Genomic DNA, 19045 nt, shown 5'->3' with positions numbered 1-19045 from the left:
AAGCCAAACCACAGAAGTATGCGACGAGAAAACCTAGTAAAAACAATGCCAGTCAGGCTTAACTGACTGGCATTAGGGTACAGCCCCGCTTTATTGTTGCCTTGTGGGGAATTGAAACCAATTTCGGCAAAATAACCGGCCATTATCCCCTTATCTCTTCTCTCTCGACCCTGGCCTGGGACGGTCGCCGTGAAGCCTTCTTCAAAGGCGAGTTGTTCGATGCCCTGCGCATTCTGGAGCAGGGACATGTGAACCCCGCCAACTTCAAGGGATCCTGGGCGGGGGCCATGGGACAGGTGCAGTTCATGCCCTCGTCATTCCTGCGATACGCGGTGGATCAGGACGGGGACGGCAAGAAGGATCTCTGGGGCAATCTCGCGGATGTATTTGGATCGGCTGCCAATTATCTGAGCCAGAACGGCTGGCGCGAAGACCAGACCTGGGGACGGCGGGTGAGGGTGCCAGAACGCCTGGACCCCGCCTTGCTGGGACTTGATACCCGCAAGTCCCTGGCGACCTGGCAGGCCCTCGGGGTTCGCCAGCAGGACGGCTCACCTCTGCCTGCGGTCGACATGCAGGCCTCCCTCATCCGCCCCGACGATATTCACGGGCGAAGCTACCTTGCCTATGACAATTACCGGGTACTGCGTCACTGGAATCGCTCCCCCTATTTCGTGGTGGCCGTCGGCACCCTGGCCGATCGCATCGTGAAATAGCTCTCCCCCGTTTTCCTGTCACGGCGAACGGGTGGAGGTGATATGCCCGTCTCTTTTTATCCCTTGTCGGCCTCCCTTTATTCAGGAACGTCGCCCTTTAAATCGCGACCAAAAAAAAGCGGGAATATATCCCGCTTTTTTCATGTCATCGCGACTCGGCGTTAGTCGCAGGCAACCTGCATCACCTTGATGGCCAGGCCACCGCGGGAGGTCTCGCGGTACTTGGAGTCCATGTCCTTGCCGGTGATGTACATGGTCTCGATCACCTTGTCCAGCGACACGCGCGGCTTGGAGGTGCGACGCAGGGCCATGCGGGAGGCGTTGACCGCCTTCATGGCGGCGATGGCGTTGCGCTCGATGCAGGGTACCTGTACCTGGCCGGCCACCGGGTCGCAGGTCAGACCCAGGTTGTGTTCCATGCCGATCTCGGCGGCTTCACAGACGTGCTCGGGGCTGCCGCCCATCAGCTCGGTCAGGCCGGCGGCGGCCATGGAGCAGGAGACGCCCACTTCACCCTGGCAGCCCACTTCGGCGCCGGAGATGGACGCGTTCATCTTGTAGAGCATGCCGACGGCGGCAGCGGCCAGATAGAAGCGGGTGTACTCGTCGCGGCCCACCGGCTGGATGAACTTGTCGTAGTAGGCCAGCACGGCCGGGATGATGCCGGCGGCGCCGTTGGTCGGCGCGGTGACGACGCGGCCACCGGCGGCGTTCTCTTCACTCACCGCCAGGGCGAACATGTTGACCCAGTCCACGATGTTCATGGGATCGTTGGAGAGGTTCTCGTTGGTGGTCAGCTGGCGGTAGAGCGGCGCGGCGCGGCGCGGTACGCGCAGCGGGCCGGAGAGGACGCCCTCGGTGCGGCAGCCGCGCTCGATCCCTTCCCGCATGGTGGTCCAGATCTTGCCGAGCTTCTTGTAGATCTCTTCCGGGGTGTTGAAGCACTTCTCGTTTTCCATCATCAGGGCGGAGATGGAGAGACCGCTCTGGCTGCAGTGGGCGATGAGCTCGGCGGCACTCTTGAAGGGATAGCTGACGGACATGTCGCCGCTGTCACCCTTGCCAAAGTTCTCTTCGTCGACGATGAAGCCACCGCCGATGGAGTAGTAGGTCTTGCTGTAGACGGCGTCATCTTCGATGAAGGCGGTCAGCCTCATGCCGTTTTCGTGCAGGGGCAGGGCCTCGTCATGGAAGATCATGGCGCCCTTGGGGAAGCTGACGGTGTGGCAGTGCAGGCCGATGGGCAGACGACCGGTCTGCTCCACGCGGGAGATGAATTCGGGGATGGCGTCGATGTCGACGTTCTCTGGCAGGTTGCCCGCCAGACCCATGATGATGGCGGTATCCGTGTGGTGGCCTTTGCCGGTCCAGGAGAGGGAGCCATAGACATCGACCTGGATCCGGGTGATGTCACGGATCTTGCCGCCAGCACGCAGTTCATCCACGAACTGTTTGGCTGCCTTCATGGGGCCGACAGTGTGGGAAGAGGAGGGGCCAACACCGATTTTGAAGATATCAAAAACGCTGATCATGTAACAATTACCTCAGGGTAGAAGGGGGCGCCATGCCCACTCGCAGAAAAGGGATCCATGGGACGGGTCTGTCGTCACAAAGGCCAGGGAACCGGATAACCACAGTGTAACGGTTCAATGCCTAAAAAAAGTTGAAACAGATCTATTTTTGTTGAATTCGTGGCGCGAGTATAAAATTTATTTTGATGGTTATCCATTTTGTTAAGCGCCAGACAAACGTTTTGCAAAAAAATACCCGGCGATGCCGGGTATTCGAGTGCCATATGCGGCTTTATCACAGCGGCTTAACACTCGGTGATGTTGACGGCAAGGCCGCCCCGGGCGGTCTCCTTGTACTTGGTCTTCATGTCGTTGCCGGTTTCCCACATGGTTCTGATCACCTTGTCCAGCGACACCTTGTGCTCGCCGGTGCCACGCAGGGCGAGGCGGGCAGCATTGATCGCCTTGACCGCGCCCATGGCGTTGCGCTCGATGCAGGGCACCTGCACCAGACCACCGACGGGATCACAGGTCAGCCCGAGATTGTGCTCCATGCCGATTTCGGCGGCGTTCTCGACGATGGCGGGGCTGGCGCCCAGCAGCTCGGCCAGGGCACCAGCGGCCATGGAGCAGGCCACGCCGACCTCGCCCTGACAGCCGACCTCGGCCCCCGAGAGGGAGGCATTCTTCTTGTAGAGGATGCCGATGGCGGCGGCGGTGAGGAAGTACTGCATCAGCAGCTCGTCATCCACCTTGCGCACGAAGCGATCGTAATAGTGCAACACCGCGGGGATGATGCCGGCGGCGCCGTTGGTCGGCGCCGTCACCACGCGGCCCCCGGCGGCGTTCTCCTCGTTGACGGCCAGCGCAAAGAGATCCACCCACTCCATCACCATCAGCGGATCCTTGTTGAAATTGGTCTCGCCACAGAGCTGGCGATAGAGGGCGGGAGCCCGGCGCTTGACCTTGAGACCGCCTGGCAGCACCCCCTCGCTCTTGCAGCCACGCTCCACACACCCCTGCATCGCCTGCCAGATCTTGCGAAGCCCGGCCTTGATCTCCGCTTCCGAGCGAAACACCTTCTCGTTGGCCAGCATCAGCCCCGAGATGGAGAGGCCGCTCTCCTGGCACTGGGCCAGCAGTTCGGCGCCGCTCTCGAAGGGATAGGGGATGGGGTGGGCGGCATCGAAGCGGGCCGCCTCTTCCCGGGCGTTGGCGAAGTGACTCTCCTCGATGATGAAACCGCCCCCGATGGAGTAGTAGGTCTGCTCGAACACAAGGGTGTCACCCTCATAGGCGCGCAGTGTCATGCCGTTGGAGTGGGCGGGAAGGGTCTTGCGCCGGTTGAAGAGGATGGCGCCGATGCGGGGAAATTCGCTGGGTTGCTCGCCGCCAAGGCAGAGGGTCTGGGTCTGCTCTACCTGGGCGAGGAAGGCGGGAATGGCCTCAATGTCCACGGATTCGGGTTCAAATCCGGCCAATCCCAGGATGATGGCCTTGCCGGTGCCGTGCCCCTTGCCGGTCTGGCCCAGTGAGCCGTAGCACTCGACGACGACGCGTCCGGTACGGGAGAGGAGTGCGTTCGCTTTGAGGGTCTGGATGAAGGCGCAGGCGGCCCGCATCGGTCCCACGGTATGGGAGGAGGAGGGGCCTATCCCGATGGAAAACATGTCGAAGACACTGATCATGACGTACTCCAATTATGGATTTCGTCTAAACATTGTAAATTTTTTGTAGTCGTTGAAAAGGGGGGAGATAGCGGGGTGTGATGGCGGTAGGGAAATGGGCGCGGGAGAGGCGCGCCATGGGGGAGCCGCTCGGCATCCCATGGCGCCCGTGATACATCAGTCGAGAAACTCGCACAGATAGGCGGAGGCGATCTTCACTTCCAGCTTGAAGGAGGAGTGACCGGCCACGTCGAAGGATTCCCCCTGCTGGTAGGTGTGCCACTCATCTTCGTCGGCCAGCTGGATGGTGAGGGCGCCCTTGATCACCGTCATGCGCTCCGGGGCGGCGGTATTGAACAGGTACTCGCCCGCTTCCATCACACCAACGGTAGCTTTCTCGCCTTTTTGCTCGAAACCGATGGATTTAACATTTCCGTCAAAATACTCGTTAACTTTCAGCATCTTTTCTTCCCTGTATGCACGTTTGCAGAGCCAACGTAGCACACTGTTTTGGATGTTGTCATGGTAAAAGGAGCAAAAACAGCCGTGTCTCTTTTGAGGTTTTACTTTCTCATAAAGTTATCAATGCATTTCGTTAACGGATTCTAATGTAAAACGGGGCGCAAATATGAGATAAAGCGCACCGCCAGAGCAATGGAGAGGATTTGACGCTCTGGGTGGTCATTTACGCTGTAAAAGTGTGAGTAATTGCTAAATAAAGGAACATTCTGTGTTAACAAAAGGATTAATCAAAAGCATCGGCTTCCAGGTAGTGGTGGCCATGGTGCTGGGCGCGCTGGTCGGGGCGCTCATGGGAGAGCAAGCCACGGTGTTTGCGCCGCTCGGCACCCTGTTTATCCAGCTGATCAAGATGCTGGTGATCCCGCTGGTAGCGGTGGCCATCCTGTCCGGGGCCGCCAACCTGGGGGCCAGTCCCGCTGCTGGCAAGATTGGCGTCACCACGCTCGCCTTCTTCCTCGTCACCTCCGCACTGGCGGTGTTCCTGGCGTTGGTGATGGGTCAGGTGTTCAAACCCGGTGTGGGTGTTGACTTTGGCGCCACCGCGGCCATGTTCTCCGGCGACTACGCCGACAAGGGGGCACTGCCCGATGCAGTGGCCACCCTGCTTGGCATGATCCCGACCAACGTGTTCAGCGCCTTGAACGAGGCCAACATCCTGCAGATCCTGGTGTTCTGCATGTTCCTCGGCATCGCCCTGGCCAAGCAGCCCCGCGAGCGCGCCAAGCCGCTGGTGGACGGGCTCAACACCTTGGTGGACGCCTTCGTCTGGATGATCAACAAGGTGATGCTGATCGCCCCCATCGGCGTCTTCGGCCTGATGGCCGACGCCATCGGCACCTACGGCTTCGACGTGCTGACCCTAGTGCTCAAGCTGTTCGTCGTCTATATCGCCGCCATCCTCATCTTCGGCTTCGTGGTCTATCCGCTGCTGATCGCGTTCTTCTCCAACACGCCGGTACGCAAGTACTTCTCCGCGATGAAGAAACCGCAGATCGTGGCCTTCTCCACCGCCTCTTCCATGGCGACCCTGCCGGTCAACATGGAGACCTGCGAGCGCGATCTGAAGGTGACCAACGCCACCGCGTCCTTCGTGCTGCCGCTGGGCGCCACCATCAACATGAGCGGCAACGCCATCTATTACGGCCTGGTCGCCATCTTCTTCGCCCAGGTCTATAACATCGATCTTTCCATGGGGGCCTGGGCGGCGATCATCGTCACCTCCACCCTGGGTGCCATCGGTCAGGCCGGTGTGCCGGGCCCGAGCTTCCTGGTGGTTGCCGTGCTGCTGGCGGCCGGGATTCCCATCGAGGGTCTGCCGCTGCTGTTCGCGCTGGATCGTCTGTTCGACATGATCCGCACCGCGCTCAACATCACCGGCGATGCGGCCTGTGCCATCATCGTCGATCGCTACAGCCCGGATTACGATCCGAACCGCTGGAGCAAGGAGGCCTGATATCGGTCGTCCACGATGCATGACAAGAGGGAGGCTTCAAGCCTCCCTCTTTCATTTGTGTCTATTTGCTGGCGGTGTTCCCCGCTCGCCTCGCCCGTCTGCGTGCCTCAGGGGGAGAGGTGTGCCAGGGCCTGGCGGCAGCGCTGTTCGGCCGCCTCCAGCTCCAGCAGGACCATCTGGATATCTTCCAGCTGCTGCTGCAGGGTCTCCCGCTTGTCGGCCACCAGCCCCAGCATGGTCTGCAACTGGGAGCGGCTGCTCTTGTCCGCATCGTAGAGGTCGAACAGCTCCCGGATCTCTGCGAGGCTGAAGCCCAGACGCTTGCCACGCAGGGTCAGCTTGAGCCGCACCCTGTCCTGACGGCTGTAGATCCTGTGCTGTCCCTGGCGGGTCGGGTTGAGCAGGCCCTGATCCTCGTAGAAGCGGATGCTGCGGGTGGTCACATCGAACTCGCGAGCCAGTTCGCTGATGCTGAAGGTGCGGGTGTCGTCCCTGGATTTGGTCATGGGGCTGTCTTGGCTGCCATCTGGTTGTCAATGCAGGCTGGCACCTTACCCAAACGTCAACTTCCTCGCAAGTCTTGTTCCCGTCGCGGTCGCGGCATATGTTATCCCGATGTAACAAGGAGAGTGCTATCGATGGATATCGTGATTGTGGCGGCCAAACGTACCCCCATGGGGGCCTTCCAGGGGGCCCTGAGCGCGCTCGGTGCCCCCGAGCTTGGCGCCTGCGCCATCCGCGCCGCGCTGGCGCAGGCCGGGATGACGGGGGGGCAGGTCAATGAGGTCTATATGGGCAACGTGCTGAGCGCAGGGGTCGGCCAGGCGCCAGCCCGCCAGGCGGCGCTCAAGGGTGGGCTGCCGGACAGCGTGCCCTGTACCACCATCAACAAGGTGTGCGGCTCCGGCATGAAGGCGGTGATGCTGGCGGCGGACAGCCTGCGCCTGGGGGAGGCCGAGGTCGTGGTGGCGGGGGGCATGGAGAGCATGAGCCGCGCCCCCTATCTGCTGGACAAGGCGCGCAGCGGTTTTCGCATGGGGCACCAGAGCGTGCTCGATCACATGTTCCTGGACGGCTTGCAGGATGCCTACGAAGGCCATCTGATGGGTCATTACGCCCAGTTGAGTGCTGATCGCAGCGGACTGACCCGGGCCGACATGGATGCCTTTGCCATCGCCTCCCTGGAGCGGGCGTTGACGGCGCAGCGCAGCGGTGCATTTGCCGCGGAACTGGCTCCCGTCATGACCGCTGACCACACCCTGCTGCTGGCCGAGGATGAGCAACCGGGCAAGGCCAGGCCCGACAAGATCCGCGGCCTCAAGCCGGCCTTCAGCAAGCACGGCACCATCACGGCGGCCAATGCAAGTTCCATCTCGGACGGGGCGGCAGCCCTGGTAGTGATGCGGGGCGAGAGCGCTGCCCGGCTCGGATTGCCGGTGCTGGCCAGGGTAGTGGGTTACCAGAGTCACGCCGCCTTGCCGGCGGAGTTTACCAGTGCCCCCGTCGGCGCCATCGACAAGTTGCTGGCACGGGTGGGCTGGTCGGTGGAGGAGGTGGACCTGTTCGAGGTGAACGAGGCATTCGCCATGGTGAGCATGCTGGCGATGGCCGGGTGCGGCATCCCCCATCACAAGTTGAACGTGAACGGCGGGGCCTGTGCGCTGGGGCACCCTCTTGGCGCCAGTGGCGCCCGCATCCTGGTGACCCTGATCCATGCCCTGCGTGCCCGCGGGCTCAGACGAGGGGTGGCGAGCCTGTGCATCGGGGGAGGGGAGGCAACGGCCATCGCCATCGAGGCAGGCTGAATGCGTGGGTGAGATTGCTGCGGGTTGATGAAATGACAACGTCCCTTCAAGAGGGACGTTGTCATTTCTGGCGGGAGTGGACCGGTTGCGCTTCCATGGCCTGAAGCTGCTGGTTGACCCAGGCGGTGGCGCTCAGATAGAGGTGGCTGACTTTCTCTTCGTTGAGGCCGAGCCGGACGGTGTTGGCGGCGACCCGCTGCCAGTCGGCTTTCTCGAAATCTTCACAGAACGCGAGGTAGAACCCGAGCTTGCCCTTGCGGGTGAGCAGGGCGGCACGAATGTCATCGGTCAGGGGAATGGAGCCGAGCAGCTGATCCAGCGGTTCGCCCATGAGCACGTCCAGCAGGGAGAAGAGGCCGGTGACAAAGGCTTGCTGTGCCTGCTCTGCGGGCGCATGGGTCTGGGCCAGCAGTTCGCAGAACCGGGCTCTGATGAGGGACATCTGGTGGAGTTCGGCGCTCTTTTCACTTCCCGCACTGGTGGCGGCGATCAGGGCGACGAAGCGCTTGAGCTGGGCGTGCCCCAGGGAACTTGCGGCCTGGCGAAACGAGGCGATGGGCTGGGGGAAGCGCTTGAGGTGGTTGATGTAGCGCAGCAGCTTGAGGGAGAGGGTGAGATCCTGGTTGAGCAGTTGCTCAATCTTGTCCAGATCCGGTTCGGTCTGATTGACCACCTCGAGCAGCTGCATCACCACCAGTTGGGCCGGCGGTATGGTGGGCTGTTGCACCATCTGGGGGCGGCTGAAGAAAAATCCCTGGAACAGGGTGACGCCGAGCTGCTTCATCCGCTCGAACTCGGCCTGATCCTCGACTTTCTCGGCCAGATAGGTGAGGGGCAGGTGGCGATGATTCGCCATGAAGTGCTCTATGCAGGGTTGCGGCGTGCTGCGCAGGTCGAACTTGATGATATGGATGTAGGGGAGGAACCTGTCCCAGTCTGAGACCATGGTGAAGTCATCCAGCGCCAACCGATAGCCCAGCCCATAGAGCTGGATCACTTTTTCCAGCAGCGCATCGTCGGGCTCGGCATCCTCCAGGATCTCGATCACCACCTTGTCCCGTGGTAGGCACTCGGCCAATCCGTCCAGCAACAGGGAGTGGGGGAAATTGATGTAGCAGGGGTGATCTCCGATGAGATGATCGATGTTCTGCTGCAAGAACTGCTCGGCAACCAGCCTGGAAGTGGCCTGCTGTGCGGAGACGGAGGGAAATACATTGTCCAGGCTGTCGCGAAACAGCAGCTCATAGGCTTGGGTGTTCAACTCCTGATCCAGAATGGGCTGCCTTGCTACATAGGAATACATGCATCTCTCCACCATGGTTACAGGCTTGATTCTATGGTGAAGCGGATCACTATGCCAGTGCCGACCGGTCGGGAAGGTCAACAACTGGCATACTATTTGTCAGGAAACCCGGGGTGTCAGAACAGGTAGTTGAGCTGGAGGCCGGCGAGCCAGGCATCCCCTTCCGAGGTGCCATTGAAAGTGGAGCTGGTCTGGGGGATGCCGGGCCTGAGCTGCATGGTTTCGCTCACGTCCACCTTCTTGCCGTCGATCAGGGTCAGCCCCAGATCCAGCGAGAGGTGGCGGTCAATCTGGTAGCCCACGCCAGCGCTGTACCAGACCCGATCCGAGTCGGGGATGGAGATGGTGCGGCGATCCGCCGGGACCGGGCTGCGGTCGTAGGCGATACCGGAGCGCAGTTGCCACTGGGGGGCCAGCTGGTAGGTCATCCCCAGCGCATAGCGCCAACTGTCTTCCCAGTGCTCCTCCTTGATATGCATGGTGCCGTGGTGGTCGAGCTCGGATTCGAGCTGCACGAATTTGCTCCAGTTGGTCCAGTTGATGCTCGAATGCAGCGCCAGGGCCGGGGTGAGCTGATGGAACAGGGCCAGCTCGGCGGTGGCGGGCAAGGGCAGATCCAGGCTGCCGGTATCGGTGAAGGGCTGGCCCCTTTGATCGATGCCGATGGCGTCACCGGAGAGGGTCAGGGTTACGTCGTGGCGATAGGAGAGACCGATGCGGGTTGCCTGCGACAACTCAAGCAGGGTGCCCAGGTTCCAGCCCATGGCCCAGCCATCCCCTTTCAGGTGCTTGGCTATCTGGTTGTTGGAGGGGAAAGTGCCGCCCACTTCCCCTTCCCCCTGAATGGCGGAGAGACCGGCCCCGACGGACCAGACGCGGTTGATGCGATAGGCCAGGGAGGCCCCCAGATCCATGGTCTTGATGTCGGAGACGTTGCCGAAGTGACCGGCGTTGTAGTTGTCCGGCATCTTGACCCCGAGTCCGTAATAGGAGGTGGCGGCAAGCCCGAGGTGCCATTGCTCGCTGAGGGGCACGATGAGATAGGCGTTGGGCACCCAGGCGTCACCCGCAATGTCGTGGGCTCCGGCATCCAGGCTGACCGGCCCCTGGGGGGTAGGCACCCGTGTGGTGCCCTCTATGTTGACGTCGGGGTGCACGTGGATGACGCCGCCGGAGAAGGCCAGGGTATCGAATCGGGTCATGGCGGCGGCATTGCGGGAGAGCACGCTGGCATTGTCGGCGATGGCGGCCTCACCCGCGAAGGCACGCCCCATGCCGGTGGCGGATTGCTCCGCGAGCTGGAAGCCGGCAGCCTGTACCTGGCTCGACAGCAGCAAGAGGGCTATGAGGGAGGGTTTGAACGTCGGATGCATGGTCTTTCCTCGGGATGAACTGGGTGTTCATTCTGTTATTCGGTTGGGGCCGGGATTTTATATGGTATGACCAGCAAGGCAACGGGGAGAGGGGAACGTGGGGCAAAACGGGATTAAATGCTGGAAGAAACACCCATAACAGCTTGATAAAAAAGAAAAGAGTACAGTTGTTTACTACAGCTGTGCGCTCAATTGGCGAAATTGGATAAAAAAAGAGCGCCCTGGGGCGCTCTCGATGATGATATGAAAATCAGAATTTCATGTTGAACTGGGCGGAAGCCAGCAGGGCGTTGCCGTGAGAGGTGCCCTTCCAGCGCAGCGCATCGCTGTGGTTGCGCAGGCCTTCGTTCACGTCCACTTCCTTGCCGTCCAGATAGGCCATGCCGAAGTCGAGGCTCATGTCCGGGTTGATGTGGTAGGTGGCACCGGCGCTGTACCAGATACGGTCGGAGTCGGGAATGCTCAGGCTGCGGTATTCCGGCTCGATGGGGCTGTTGTCGTAGGCGAAGCCGATACGGGCTTCCCAGGACGGGTTGACGTACCAGGTACCGCCCAAGGCGTAACGGGCAGAGTCCTTGAACTTCTCGTCTTTTTGCAGGCACACGCCGCCGGCGCAGTTGCTGCTGGTGGCCTTGAGCTCCTGGAAGGCGCTCCAGTCGGTCCAGTTCACGGAGTAGTGGACAGCGAATTGCTGGTTCAGGCGGTGATAGCCTGCGAATTCGGCCTGGGCCGGCAGATCCAGCTTCAGGTTGCCATCGACGACGCGGTTGCCGGAGGTGGCACCCTGGAAGTCGCCGTCAAAGCTCAAGTCCACCTGGGAGCGGTAGGTCAGGGCGAGACGGTTGTTTTCGTTGATCTCGTACAGGGTGCCGACGTTCCAGCCAAAGCCCCAGGTGTCGCCCTTCAGGTGAGCCAGACGGGTATCGGAGTTGGCACCCGGAATGGCGGCGGAGAGCGCACCGGCATAACGGTTCAGCTCGGCGGCGGCGTAGACGGCATTGATGCCGGCACCGACGCTGAAGCTGGAGTTGATGCGATAGGCGATGTTGGGGTTGATGTTGAAGGTCAGCAGCTCGGTGTCACCGGCGCCAGCACCGGCCGCGAAGGTCTTGGAATATTCGGTGGAGAGGCCGTAGTTGGAGAAGAGGCCGATACCCCAGGCCCACTGATCGTTCAGGGGCTGGATGAAGTAGCTGGCCGGCACGAAGGCATCGGGGGCGATGTCGCTCTCGCTAGCCGGAATAGCACCTGCAATTTTCCCCTCCACATCCACGTCGGGCTTGATATAGGTGCCGGAGACAGACAGAGCCATCTTGTCGAAGGTGGTCATGGCTGCCGGGTTGCGGGACAGCACGGCTGCATTGTCGGCGATGGCGGCTTCACCGGCATAGGCACGGCCCAGACCGGAGGCCGAGTGTTCGTTCAGCTGGAACGCGGCGGCGAAGGTCTGGGTGCTGGCCAGGGTCATGGCCGTAGCGATCAGGCTTTTCTTGAAAAAGGCAGTCGTCATAGTGTTCTCTCTTTGTAGCAGATTTTCTGTCGACATCGCGGATCTTTGGCGGCTATTGACGACATGATCTGTTGTTATGTCAGCTTCTTCCCATACATTTCTGGCGTGATTCTATGGATCTGGTAGGAGGTAAGAAATCAGACCAGTGACAGCAGAATACATAAAAGTTTCCATTGTGTTAATCATTTGTTTGAATTTGCCGTTTTATTGGTCTGTTTTATCCATTATTGGATAAATAAGAAACAAAGGGTTTCGTTCGTGTCATTCAAAATAAATGGCAAAAATGTGATGTCAGAGAGGCAAGAAGCGGGAACGTGCGGGGATTCTGAGATGAACAGGCAGACATTGAGGGTGTCTGCCTGTGTTTTTGCGTGGCACCGGTTCCGGTCAGCCAGGGTTAAGATCTGTTAAATGGACCACTGCAGGCGGGACTCGATCTGCCGGGCGACGGGGGCGAGCGGCTCCTGCATGTCGCCGATCAGCACCATGTTGGCCCCCTTGAGCGGCAGTACCTCCCCCTTGAGCCGGCCATCGGCAAAATCGGGCTGGATCGCCAGTGGCAGGTGCTTGGGGACGAGGAACAGGGTGACCGGTCCCATCTTGCCCTGCAGCACCATGTGCAGGGCCGGTCCCTGGTAGAAGGCGCAGTGGTTGACATAGGTGACCTTCATGCCCGGCATCTCGCTCAGGGTGGCGCCATACTTCTCCATTTTCGCGTTGATGGTGTGCAGGCTGACCCGCTCATCCACCGCATGAATGAAGGGCTCTTCCCCATAAACGTGGGACATGGCGACCTGAGCCAGCGACAGGGTGTCCGGTGCCACAGGCCAGCTGATCCAGCGGGTGCTCATGCCGAGCAGGAAGGCGACCGAGGCCGCGATGGCCAGAGCGCGCCATGGCGTGCGTGCAGGAGTGACGGGCAGCGGGACCACCTGCTCCTCTTCGGCTGCCATCGCCTGCCTGAGCAGGATCCGCTCCGCAAGACCGGCTGGTACGTCCACTTCCAGAGTGCTGCGCACCTGGCGCTCGAGCTGCTGCATCTCGTCCAGATGCTTGCGATTGGCCGGTGACGCCTCGGCGGCTTTCAAGAAGGCGGGATCCCTGTCCGAGGGGTGAGTGATGGCCCGGCGGCGAAATTCAAGCTCATCCATTGGTGTGTCCTCTCTGTTGTTTCGCAGACTCCATGGCCTCTTTTATCTGGTTGCGGGCGCGAAACAGCCTTGTCATGACGGTGTTCTTGTTCAGGCCGAGTTGCTCGGCGATCTCCTCCCCGCTGAATCCCCCCAGAACCTGCAGCAGCAGCGGCTCCTGATACTCGGCAGGCAGGCGCGCGATGTGACGCCTGAGCCATTCGTGCTCCATCTCCTGCTCGCTTGGCAGGACACCCTGATCCCGTAGGGGGTGCTCGTCGAGGTCGACGAGATCGAACTGCTTTCGCTCAAAGCGGCGGGCATTCTCCCGCCGCAATATGGTGATGAGCCACGCCTTGGCAGCCTTGTCGTCCAGCAGGGTATCTATCGCCTTCCAGGCGCGCAGGAAAGTCTCCTGCACCAGATCCTCGGCGATTTGCGGATCCCGGCACAGCCAGTAGGCGTAGCGGTAGATGTCCCCGTGCAGGGCGTGCACCAGGGCTTCGTACTTGGTTTGTTTGTCAGCCATCTCCCCATAGACCGGAGAAGTGCAGGGATCCTTTCCCGTGTCGGCCCTTTTTCTTCTGAAAAAACCTAACGCCATAAAGGGGTGTCCTGTTTCATGAGGGGCGCATCATGCACGCATCCACGCCAGTATTCGAAGACCATAGGCTATCGCAAAGCTCTCCCAGGTGCACAACTCCCTGGCGAGCGCCTGTCTGGGCAGGTGTTCGCCAGGGACTCGCTTGGGGGAAAAACAGGCCCGATCCAGGTCGTCCAGCAGCGCCCCCATGGCGGGGTCGCGGTGACAGGGCAGCCTGGCCAGATGAAGACAGGGGGGGGCCCAGCGCAGGACGGCCCAGGTCAGCAGGGTTTCCCTGGCCTCGTCAGGAGAGCCCGTGGCGAGGGCCCGTTGCAGGCGATAGAAGGCGCGCCAGCGCGGCCAGCGGCGCATGAATGCCCGCAGCAGGATGGCCAGGAGCACCCAATAGAGATACTGGACCCCTGGTGCGGGGGAGGCGGGAGTGGCGCTCTCCCTTGCCGTGAACACCAGAGAATGTGCGGGCAGGCGCGCCTCCTCGATGCGGCCGCTCTGGGTGTTGAACCAGCGCAGGGTCTGGGGGGGCAGCACATAGCGCCCCGCCTCGTCGGCGGTCAGGGCCTGGCGCCACTGGCGCTCGAAGCGAAGCGCCCCCTCGGCCACGAATCGCTCCTGTTGCTGCTCGCCGTCCGGCTTCATGGAGAGGCCGGCGGGCAGGGGCGGGGCCGGCAAGGGGGGCTGGCGGTTGCCATCCCCCCCTTCCATTACCAGGGTGAGGGTGCGGATCACCGGCTCACCCACCCTGGCCTGGGCCGGGCTGAACTGCTGGCGCAGCACCAGGCTGCTCGCCACCGGCTCCAGGGGGGCCTTGTCCACCTTGATGAAGAGGGTCGCCGCCCTGACGGACAGCAGATCCCCCGCGTTGCCCGGCGCGGTCGCACCGGCCGCGTCCTGGGGCGGCAACCGCCCCTGAAAGCGGGGGGATTCGACGGGATGGAGTCCGGGCCCTTTGGCCTGCAGCAGCCATTTTCGCGTGAGACGCCCGGGCAGGCCGGGGCTGGCGGGAGAGTCCCAGCGATCCTCGCCGAGGCGGCGAATGGTAAAGGCCGGGGTGATGGGCTCGCCGAGGTTGGGGGCCTCCAGGTTGGCTGGCAGCCAGAGGGTCAGCTCATAGATGAAGGGCTGGCCGGGGTAGAGATTCCCCTCATGGAGCACCCGGGCCTGCAGCTCGACCGGAGAGAATACCGGGTCTTGTGTCGGCATCAGGGTGTCGTCCAGGGAACGTGTCGGTACCGCCAGGGAGGGGGTGAGATCGGCGCCAAGGGGCAGGGAGGGCACCTGGCGCGGGCTGGTATCGAGCAGGTGCAGGGGGATCTGCCAGCGGGTCAGGCTGCGGCTCTGGGCACTGACCCGCTGGATGCTGACCCGCCCGACCGCAAACTGGCGCAGCAGCGGTTGCAGGTTGAGATCCTCATCGCGGTGCAGCCCGTCGGCCTCGATGACGAGCAGCCAGTCGCGCTCGCTCGCCCCCGGCAACAGCTCGGCCTCGACAGGGACGGCCTGCACCCGCATGGCGCACAGGGCGAGCAGCAGCCAGCAGCCGATCCGGGGGGAGAGCAAGCGCAGCACGAGGATCACCAGGGCTCCTCCACCTTGATCAGGGGGCGGCGCAGGGCCTCCTTGCGAAGACGCTGCTCCAGCAGCAGCACGGGGGGCGCCGGGGGGCGGGGAGCCTCTGAGGCGCGGGCGGGGTCGGGAGTGTCGGCCTGCTCCGGGGTATTTGCCGAGGGCGTTGTCTGCGGCGGGTTGGCCCGCAGCAGGGCCAGATTGTGCAAGGCATCCCTGTGCCCAGGTTCAAGGCGAAGGGCGCTCAGATAGGCCTGCTCCGCGGCGGCAAGATCCCCGAGCCAGACCAGGGCATTGCCCCTGTTGTAGTGGGCGGTGGCGCTGTTTGCCCTGCCATAGGCGGCGACGGCCCTGGCGTAATCCCCGGATCTATACCAGGCGTTGCCTTGCCAGACCGGATCCTGGAAGGCGTTGGCCGCTTCCCGATAGTGTCCCTGGCGATAAGCCTGCCAGCCTGCTTCATCTTGTCGGGAGGCCGCCTGCAGGGAAGGGGGCGCGAAGCCAATGACGAGGATCACCAGCAGCCAGTGGGCGCCGATCCGCGCCAGCAGCGCCAGGGGGAGCAAGGGGATGAGCAGCCAGGGGCCGAGATCCCGGGATTGCCCCTGCGTCAGGGCCTGGCCCATGGGCAGGGGGGCAAAGCGGGGCAGGCCGGAATCGAGCCAGGCCAGCCTGCCTCCGGTACTGGCGGCAAGGGCGGTCATGGCCTCCTCGTCGGGCGCCGGCAAGGTGTGGCCGATCGGGCTGCCGAGCTGCCAGCGCTCTGCAGCCACGCCGGGCAGCCGGGTCTCCTTGCCCCCGCTGGCCAGCAGGATGTCGAGCCGCGGGGCTGAGCCTGCCTTGCAGAACAGGTCGTTGAGGCAGGGCAAGAGGGCGGCGATGCGATCGCGCGCTGTCCCGGAGAGGCCGTCGGTCACGAGCAGCAGACGGGCGGACTGGCCCGGCGGGATCAGGGTGAGGGCCAGGGCAACGGCGCGCTCGGGGGCGCTGCCTTGGACAGGCATGATGGCCGGGCGCAGGTCCGGCAGCAGCAGGGCGATGGCCTGATGATCCCGGGTGGGAGGCATGGCGAGGTAGGCATCCCCGGCAAACAGGATGAGGGCGATGGGATGGGCCGCGTCCTGCCGCGCTATGTCGGCCAGCATCTCCTGCAATCCCAGTCTCACCCGGGTTGCCCGGTCCGGCGCCAGATCCTGTGCCAGCATGGAGTCGGAGAGATCCAGCAGCCAGATATCAAGGGCCGGGCTCGGCATGGGGAGACTCTGCTGGCGCAGGGCGGGGCCCGAGAGCGCCAGGATCACCGGCAGACAGGCAAGCCAGCGCCAGGGGATGGCCCGATAGCGGCTCGGCAGCAGATAGGCCTGCATGGCCGGGGAGAGCAAGCCGGGATCGCGGCGGCGGCGCCACCCCTGCCACAGCCAGGGGAGCAGGGCCAGCAACCAGAGGGGGCGCAGCAAGATCAGCTCCATGGTGCCACCATCATGGCCTGCCTATTCATGGGATGGCCTGTGTGACAGGGGGATGTGCCAGCGGGCTGGCCAGCAGAGCAGCAGCCAGGCCAGGGCCAGTGGCCAGGGGTAGAGCTCCTGGTGGGGCCGGGAGAGGATCTGGGGCCGGGCGAGGGGCTCCAGGGTGTCGATGGCCTGGTTGATGGTGGCGAGATCGCCCCGGTTGCGGGCGCGAAAATAGCGGCCTCCTCCCAGCGTCGCCAGCTGCTGCAACAGGGCTTCATCCAGTTCGGCACTGGGATCGGCGTCCCCAGCGGGCCCGGCGAAGGTGTCGGGGTCGGCGCCCACCCCCAGGGTATAGAGACGGATGCCGGCTTTGGCGGCGAGCCTGGCCTCGGTCAGGGGATCCGCATTGCCCGAGGTATTGCGCCCGTCCGTCACCAGCAGCAGGGCGGTGGGGCGGGTGGGGTCGGCGTGCTGGCGTGCCAGCAGGATGGCTTCCCCCAGGGCCGTGGTGCGCCCCACCAGATCGAAGTCGAGCTCCCTGGCCAGGGTGAGCAGGGCCCCGGTCTCCTGGGTGAGGGGGGAGAGCAGATAGGCGTGATCGGCAAAGACGACGAGGGCGATGCGATCCCCCGGGCGGGAGGCGACAAGGTTGCTTATCTGCTGGCGCACCGCGGCAAGCCTGTCCGTTTGCTCTCCGTCATCCAGCATGTCCTGGGTGCGCATGCTGTCGGAGAGATCCACCGCCAGGATGAGGTCCCGGCTGCTCTGGTAGTGAATGATCGGGGGCTCCTGCCACTGGGGGCGGCACAGGGCCAGTACCAGGGCGCACCAGCAGATCATCATGCGCCACAAGGGCTGCCCCGCCTGGGGCTGGAGCAGGGGAAAACCTCCGTGAACGAGCCGGTTTCCTCCCTTGCGCCCCTTCATGGGAGGCAGGCCGAAGCGCACCAGCAGCGGCAAGGCGAGGGCGAGGGAAAACCAGGGCCAGGCGAGGATCATCGCGTACCCTCCGGGGGAGGTGCCCCTCGCTTGCTTGCCGGGAATCGCGGCGCACTGACGCAGCGTCGCCCCCAGGCGAGATAGGCGAGGCGCAATCTTTTGCGCTGCGTCTCATCGGGCACTCTGCCCCCATAGAGCCAGAGCGGCCACTGGGCGGCAAAGCGGGAAAAATCGCTCCCCCCCTTGTTGTCCAGCCAGGCGAGCCAGGCCTCCCCTTGCAGGGGGGCCGCCTCGGGCCAGCGGGCCATGGCCGCTTCTCGCAGGGCATCCTGCAGCTTGGGGACGAGATCGTCGGCCTGCCAGTCTATCCGATGCGCCCAGCGGCGCTGGCGCAACAGGGTGAGGGCCGTCGTGGCGATCAGGCAAGCGGCGATCGCCGCGATCAGCAGCCCCCCGAGGGCCATCAGGCGAGGATCCTGTGCAGGCTCGAGAGCGGGGCCTTGGTGGATGTCGCGCAGCTCGGCACGAATGGCTTGCAAGGCCTCGCTGGACGAGGGCTGGCGATATGCATCCGGTGCGGGCACGTCCTGCTCCCCCCTCAAAACAGACGGCATCCACCCTCCTGCCACTGGCGTTGCAGGGTGGCGCCGTTGTCGAGGCGATAGAGGCGCGTCACCAGGGGCAGTAACTGCTGGCGACAGGCCTCGGCCTGTTCGTCGGCCGCCCTCTGATAGCGGGCGCGAAAGCGGGGATCTTCTCCCGCGAGCCAACCGCTGTGTCTGCCTGCCTGCACTGCCAGCTGCCCCTGCTCGGGCAGGGCGGCTTCCAGGGGATCGCGGATCTGCCAGTAGTGGATATCGTGGCGCAGGCGAAGACGTTGCAACTGCTGGCAGAGTGCCTGGTCCGGTGCCTGGTGATGGCTTATCAGGGTCAATCTGGCCCCGTGGGGCAGGGTGAGTCGTGCCAGGGTCTGGGCCAGCGTCCTAGGCGGGGGGGCGCGATCCAGCCCTGCCTCGTAATGGCGGCAGAGCGCTTCCAGCAGAGGCATGAGAGAGCCGCGCTGGTGCTCTGTGTGGGGGACTGCGCCCTGGCAGATCAAGGTATTGGCCTGTTTCTCCCCCTGCCAGAGCAGGGCGGCGGCCAGCTCGCAGCCAAGGCGGGCCTTGAGCTGGGCGCGGGAGCCAAAGTACATGGCGGGTGAGAGATCCAGCAGCAACCAGTGGGCCTGATCCTGTTCTTCCCCGTAGAGGCGGGTGTGGGGGCGACCGAGGCGGGCGGTGACCCGCCAGTCGATGTGACGCACTTCGTCACCGGCCTGATAGAGGCGAAGCTCCCTGAAATGGAGCCCGGGCTGGCGCCCGATACGCCCCTGGGCCGCCTGATGAATGCGGGCACGCTCGCCCTGGCGCGTCCAGAGGCGCACCGCCAGCAGCCGCTGGAGGGTGAGGGCGATGTCGGGGTGATCCCGGGGCTCGGCGACGGGGGTCATGGCGAT

General features: G+C 63.3%; 16 protein-coding genes and 1 pseudogene. 3 read left to right on the top strand and 14 right to left on the bottom strand.

What is annotated here, in order from left to right; genetic code table 11:
* Nucleotides 1–77: 77 nt before the first annotated feature.
* Nucleotides 78–716 (top strand): annotated as a pseudogene (locus PG896_RS14075) (lytic murein transglycosylase); the annotation flags it as partial.
* A gap of 161 nt (nt 717–877) precedes the next feature.
* On the opposite strand, the gene PG896_RS14070 reads toward PG896_RS14075, so the two are convergent.
* The 3 genes from PG896_RS14070 to ppnP all read right to left on the bottom strand — a co-directional run bounded on the left by PG896_RS14070 (nt 878) and on the right by ppnP (nt 4356).
* Nucleotides 878–2248 (bottom strand): L-serine ammonia-lyase, encoded by a 1371-nt coding sequence (locus tag PG896_RS14070; RefSeq protein WP_039039104.1) that lies wholly within the window; start codon nt 2246–2248, stop codon nt 878–880.
* 284 nt (nt 2249–2532) lie between these two features.
* The gene (locus PG896_RS14065; protein ID WP_010674652.1) at nt 2533–3915 is read right to left on the bottom strand and encodes an L-serine ammonia-lyase; all 1383 of its coding nucleotides are present in this window, start codon (nt 3913–3915) and stop codon (nt 2533–2535) included.
* A 156-nt stretch (nt 3916–4071) separates the two neighbouring features.
* On the bottom strand, nt 4072–4356 hold the full coding sequence (gene ppnP / locus PG896_RS14060; RefSeq protein WP_010674653.1) for a pyrimidine/purine nucleoside phosphorylase: 285 nt from the start codon (nt 4354–4356) through the stop codon (nt 4072–4074).
* Between the two features lie 268 nt (nt 4357–4624).
* Between ppnP and PG896_RS14055 the strand changes: the two genes are divergently transcribed.
* Entirely contained in the window at nt 4625–5869 is a 1245-nt protein-coding gene (locus PG896_RS14055) for a dicarboxylate/amino acid:cation symporter (RefSeq protein ID WP_029314496.1), read from the top strand.
* 107 nt (nt 5870–5976) lie between these two features.
* On the opposite strand, the gene PG896_RS14050 is transcribed toward PG896_RS14055, so the two are convergent.
* Nucleotides 5977–6375: a MerR family transcriptional regulator gene (locus PG896_RS14050; RefSeq protein WP_010674655.1), complete on the bottom strand. Its 399-nt coding sequence runs from the start codon at nt 6373–6375 to the stop codon at nt 5977–5979.
* A gap of 132 nt (nt 6376–6507) precedes the next feature.
* Here PG896_RS14050 and PG896_RS14045 point away from each other — a divergent pair, with 132 nt between their 5' ends.
* Nucleotides 6508–7674, top strand: coding sequence for a thiolase family protein (locus tag PG896_RS14045; RefSeq protein ID WP_010674656.1), 1167 nt, complete (start codon nt 6508–6510; stop codon nt 7672–7674).
* Between the two features lie 61 nt (nt 7675–7735).
* Here the strand turns inward: PG896_RS14045 and PG896_RS14040 are convergent, their stop codons facing one another.
* From PG896_RS14040 to PG896_RS13995, 10 genes are all read right to left on the bottom strand, one after another.
* Nucleotides 7736–8977 (bottom strand): EAL and HDOD domain-containing protein, encoded by a 1242-nt coding sequence (locus PG896_RS14040; RefSeq protein ID WP_270835823.1) that lies wholly within the window; start codon nt 8975–8977, stop codon nt 7736–7738.
* A gap of 116 nt (nt 8978–9093) precedes the next feature.
* Complete coding sequence (locus tag PG896_RS14035; RefSeq protein ID WP_270835822.1) at nt 9094–10350, bottom strand: outer membrane protein transport protein; 1257 nt, start codon at nt 10348–10350, stop codon at nt 9094–9096.
* A gap of 250 nt (nt 10351–10600) precedes the next feature.
* On the bottom strand, nt 10601–11860 hold the full coding sequence (locus PG896_RS14030; RefSeq protein WP_270835821.1) for an outer membrane protein transport protein: 1260 nt from the start codon (nt 11858–11860) through the stop codon (nt 10601–10603).
* A 407-nt stretch (nt 11861–12267) separates the two neighbouring features.
* Nucleotides 12268–13011, bottom strand: coding sequence for a DUF3379 domain-containing protein (locus tag PG896_RS14025; RefSeq protein WP_270835820.1), 744 nt, complete (start codon nt 13009–13011; stop codon nt 12268–12270).
* Nucleotides 13004–13594, bottom strand: a complete 591-nt coding sequence (locus PG896_RS14020) for a sigma-70 family RNA polymerase sigma factor (RefSeq protein WP_029314498.1) — start codon at nt 13592–13594, stop codon at nt 13004–13006. Before PG896_RS14020 ends, PG896_RS14025 begins: the two co-directional genes overlap by 8 nt.
* 30 nt (nt 13595–13624) lie before the next feature.
* Entirely contained in the window at nt 13625–15160 is a 1536-nt protein-coding gene (locus PG896_RS14015) for a BatD family protein (protein WP_029314500.1), read from the bottom strand.
* Between the two features lie 5 nt (nt 15161–15165).
* Nucleotides 15166–16626, bottom strand: coding sequence for a vWA domain-containing protein (locus PG896_RS14010; RefSeq protein ID WP_010674663.1), 1461 nt, complete (start codon nt 16624–16626; stop codon nt 15166–15168).
* 21 nt (nt 16627–16647) lie between these two features.
* Nucleotides 16648–17610, bottom strand: coding sequence for a VWA domain-containing protein (locus PG896_RS14005; RefSeq protein ID WP_270835819.1), 963 nt, complete (start codon nt 17608–17610; stop codon nt 16648–16650).
* Entirely contained in the window at nt 17607–18164 is a 558-nt protein-coding gene (locus tag PG896_RS14000; RefSeq protein ID WP_270835818.1) for a DUF4381 family protein, read from the bottom strand. The genes PG896_RS14005 and PG896_RS14000 overlap by 4 nt, the downstream gene beginning before the upstream one ends.
* Nucleotides 18149–19039 (bottom strand): DUF58 domain-containing protein, encoded by an 891-nt coding sequence (locus PG896_RS13995; protein ID WP_270835817.1) that lies wholly within the window; start codon nt 19037–19039, stop codon nt 18149–18151. Before PG896_RS13995 ends, PG896_RS14000 begins: the two co-directional genes overlap by 16 nt.
* Nucleotides 19040–19045: the final 6 nt, after the last annotated feature.

The organism is Aeromonas sp. QDB30, assembly GCF_027707645.1.
Classification (GTDB): domain Bacteria; phylum Pseudomonadota; class Gammaproteobacteria; order Enterobacterales; family Aeromonadaceae; genus Aeromonas; species Aeromonas caviae.
The sequence above is the reverse complement of the archived record's forward strand: the minus strand, read 5'-3'. Positions and strand labels throughout refer to the sequence as shown.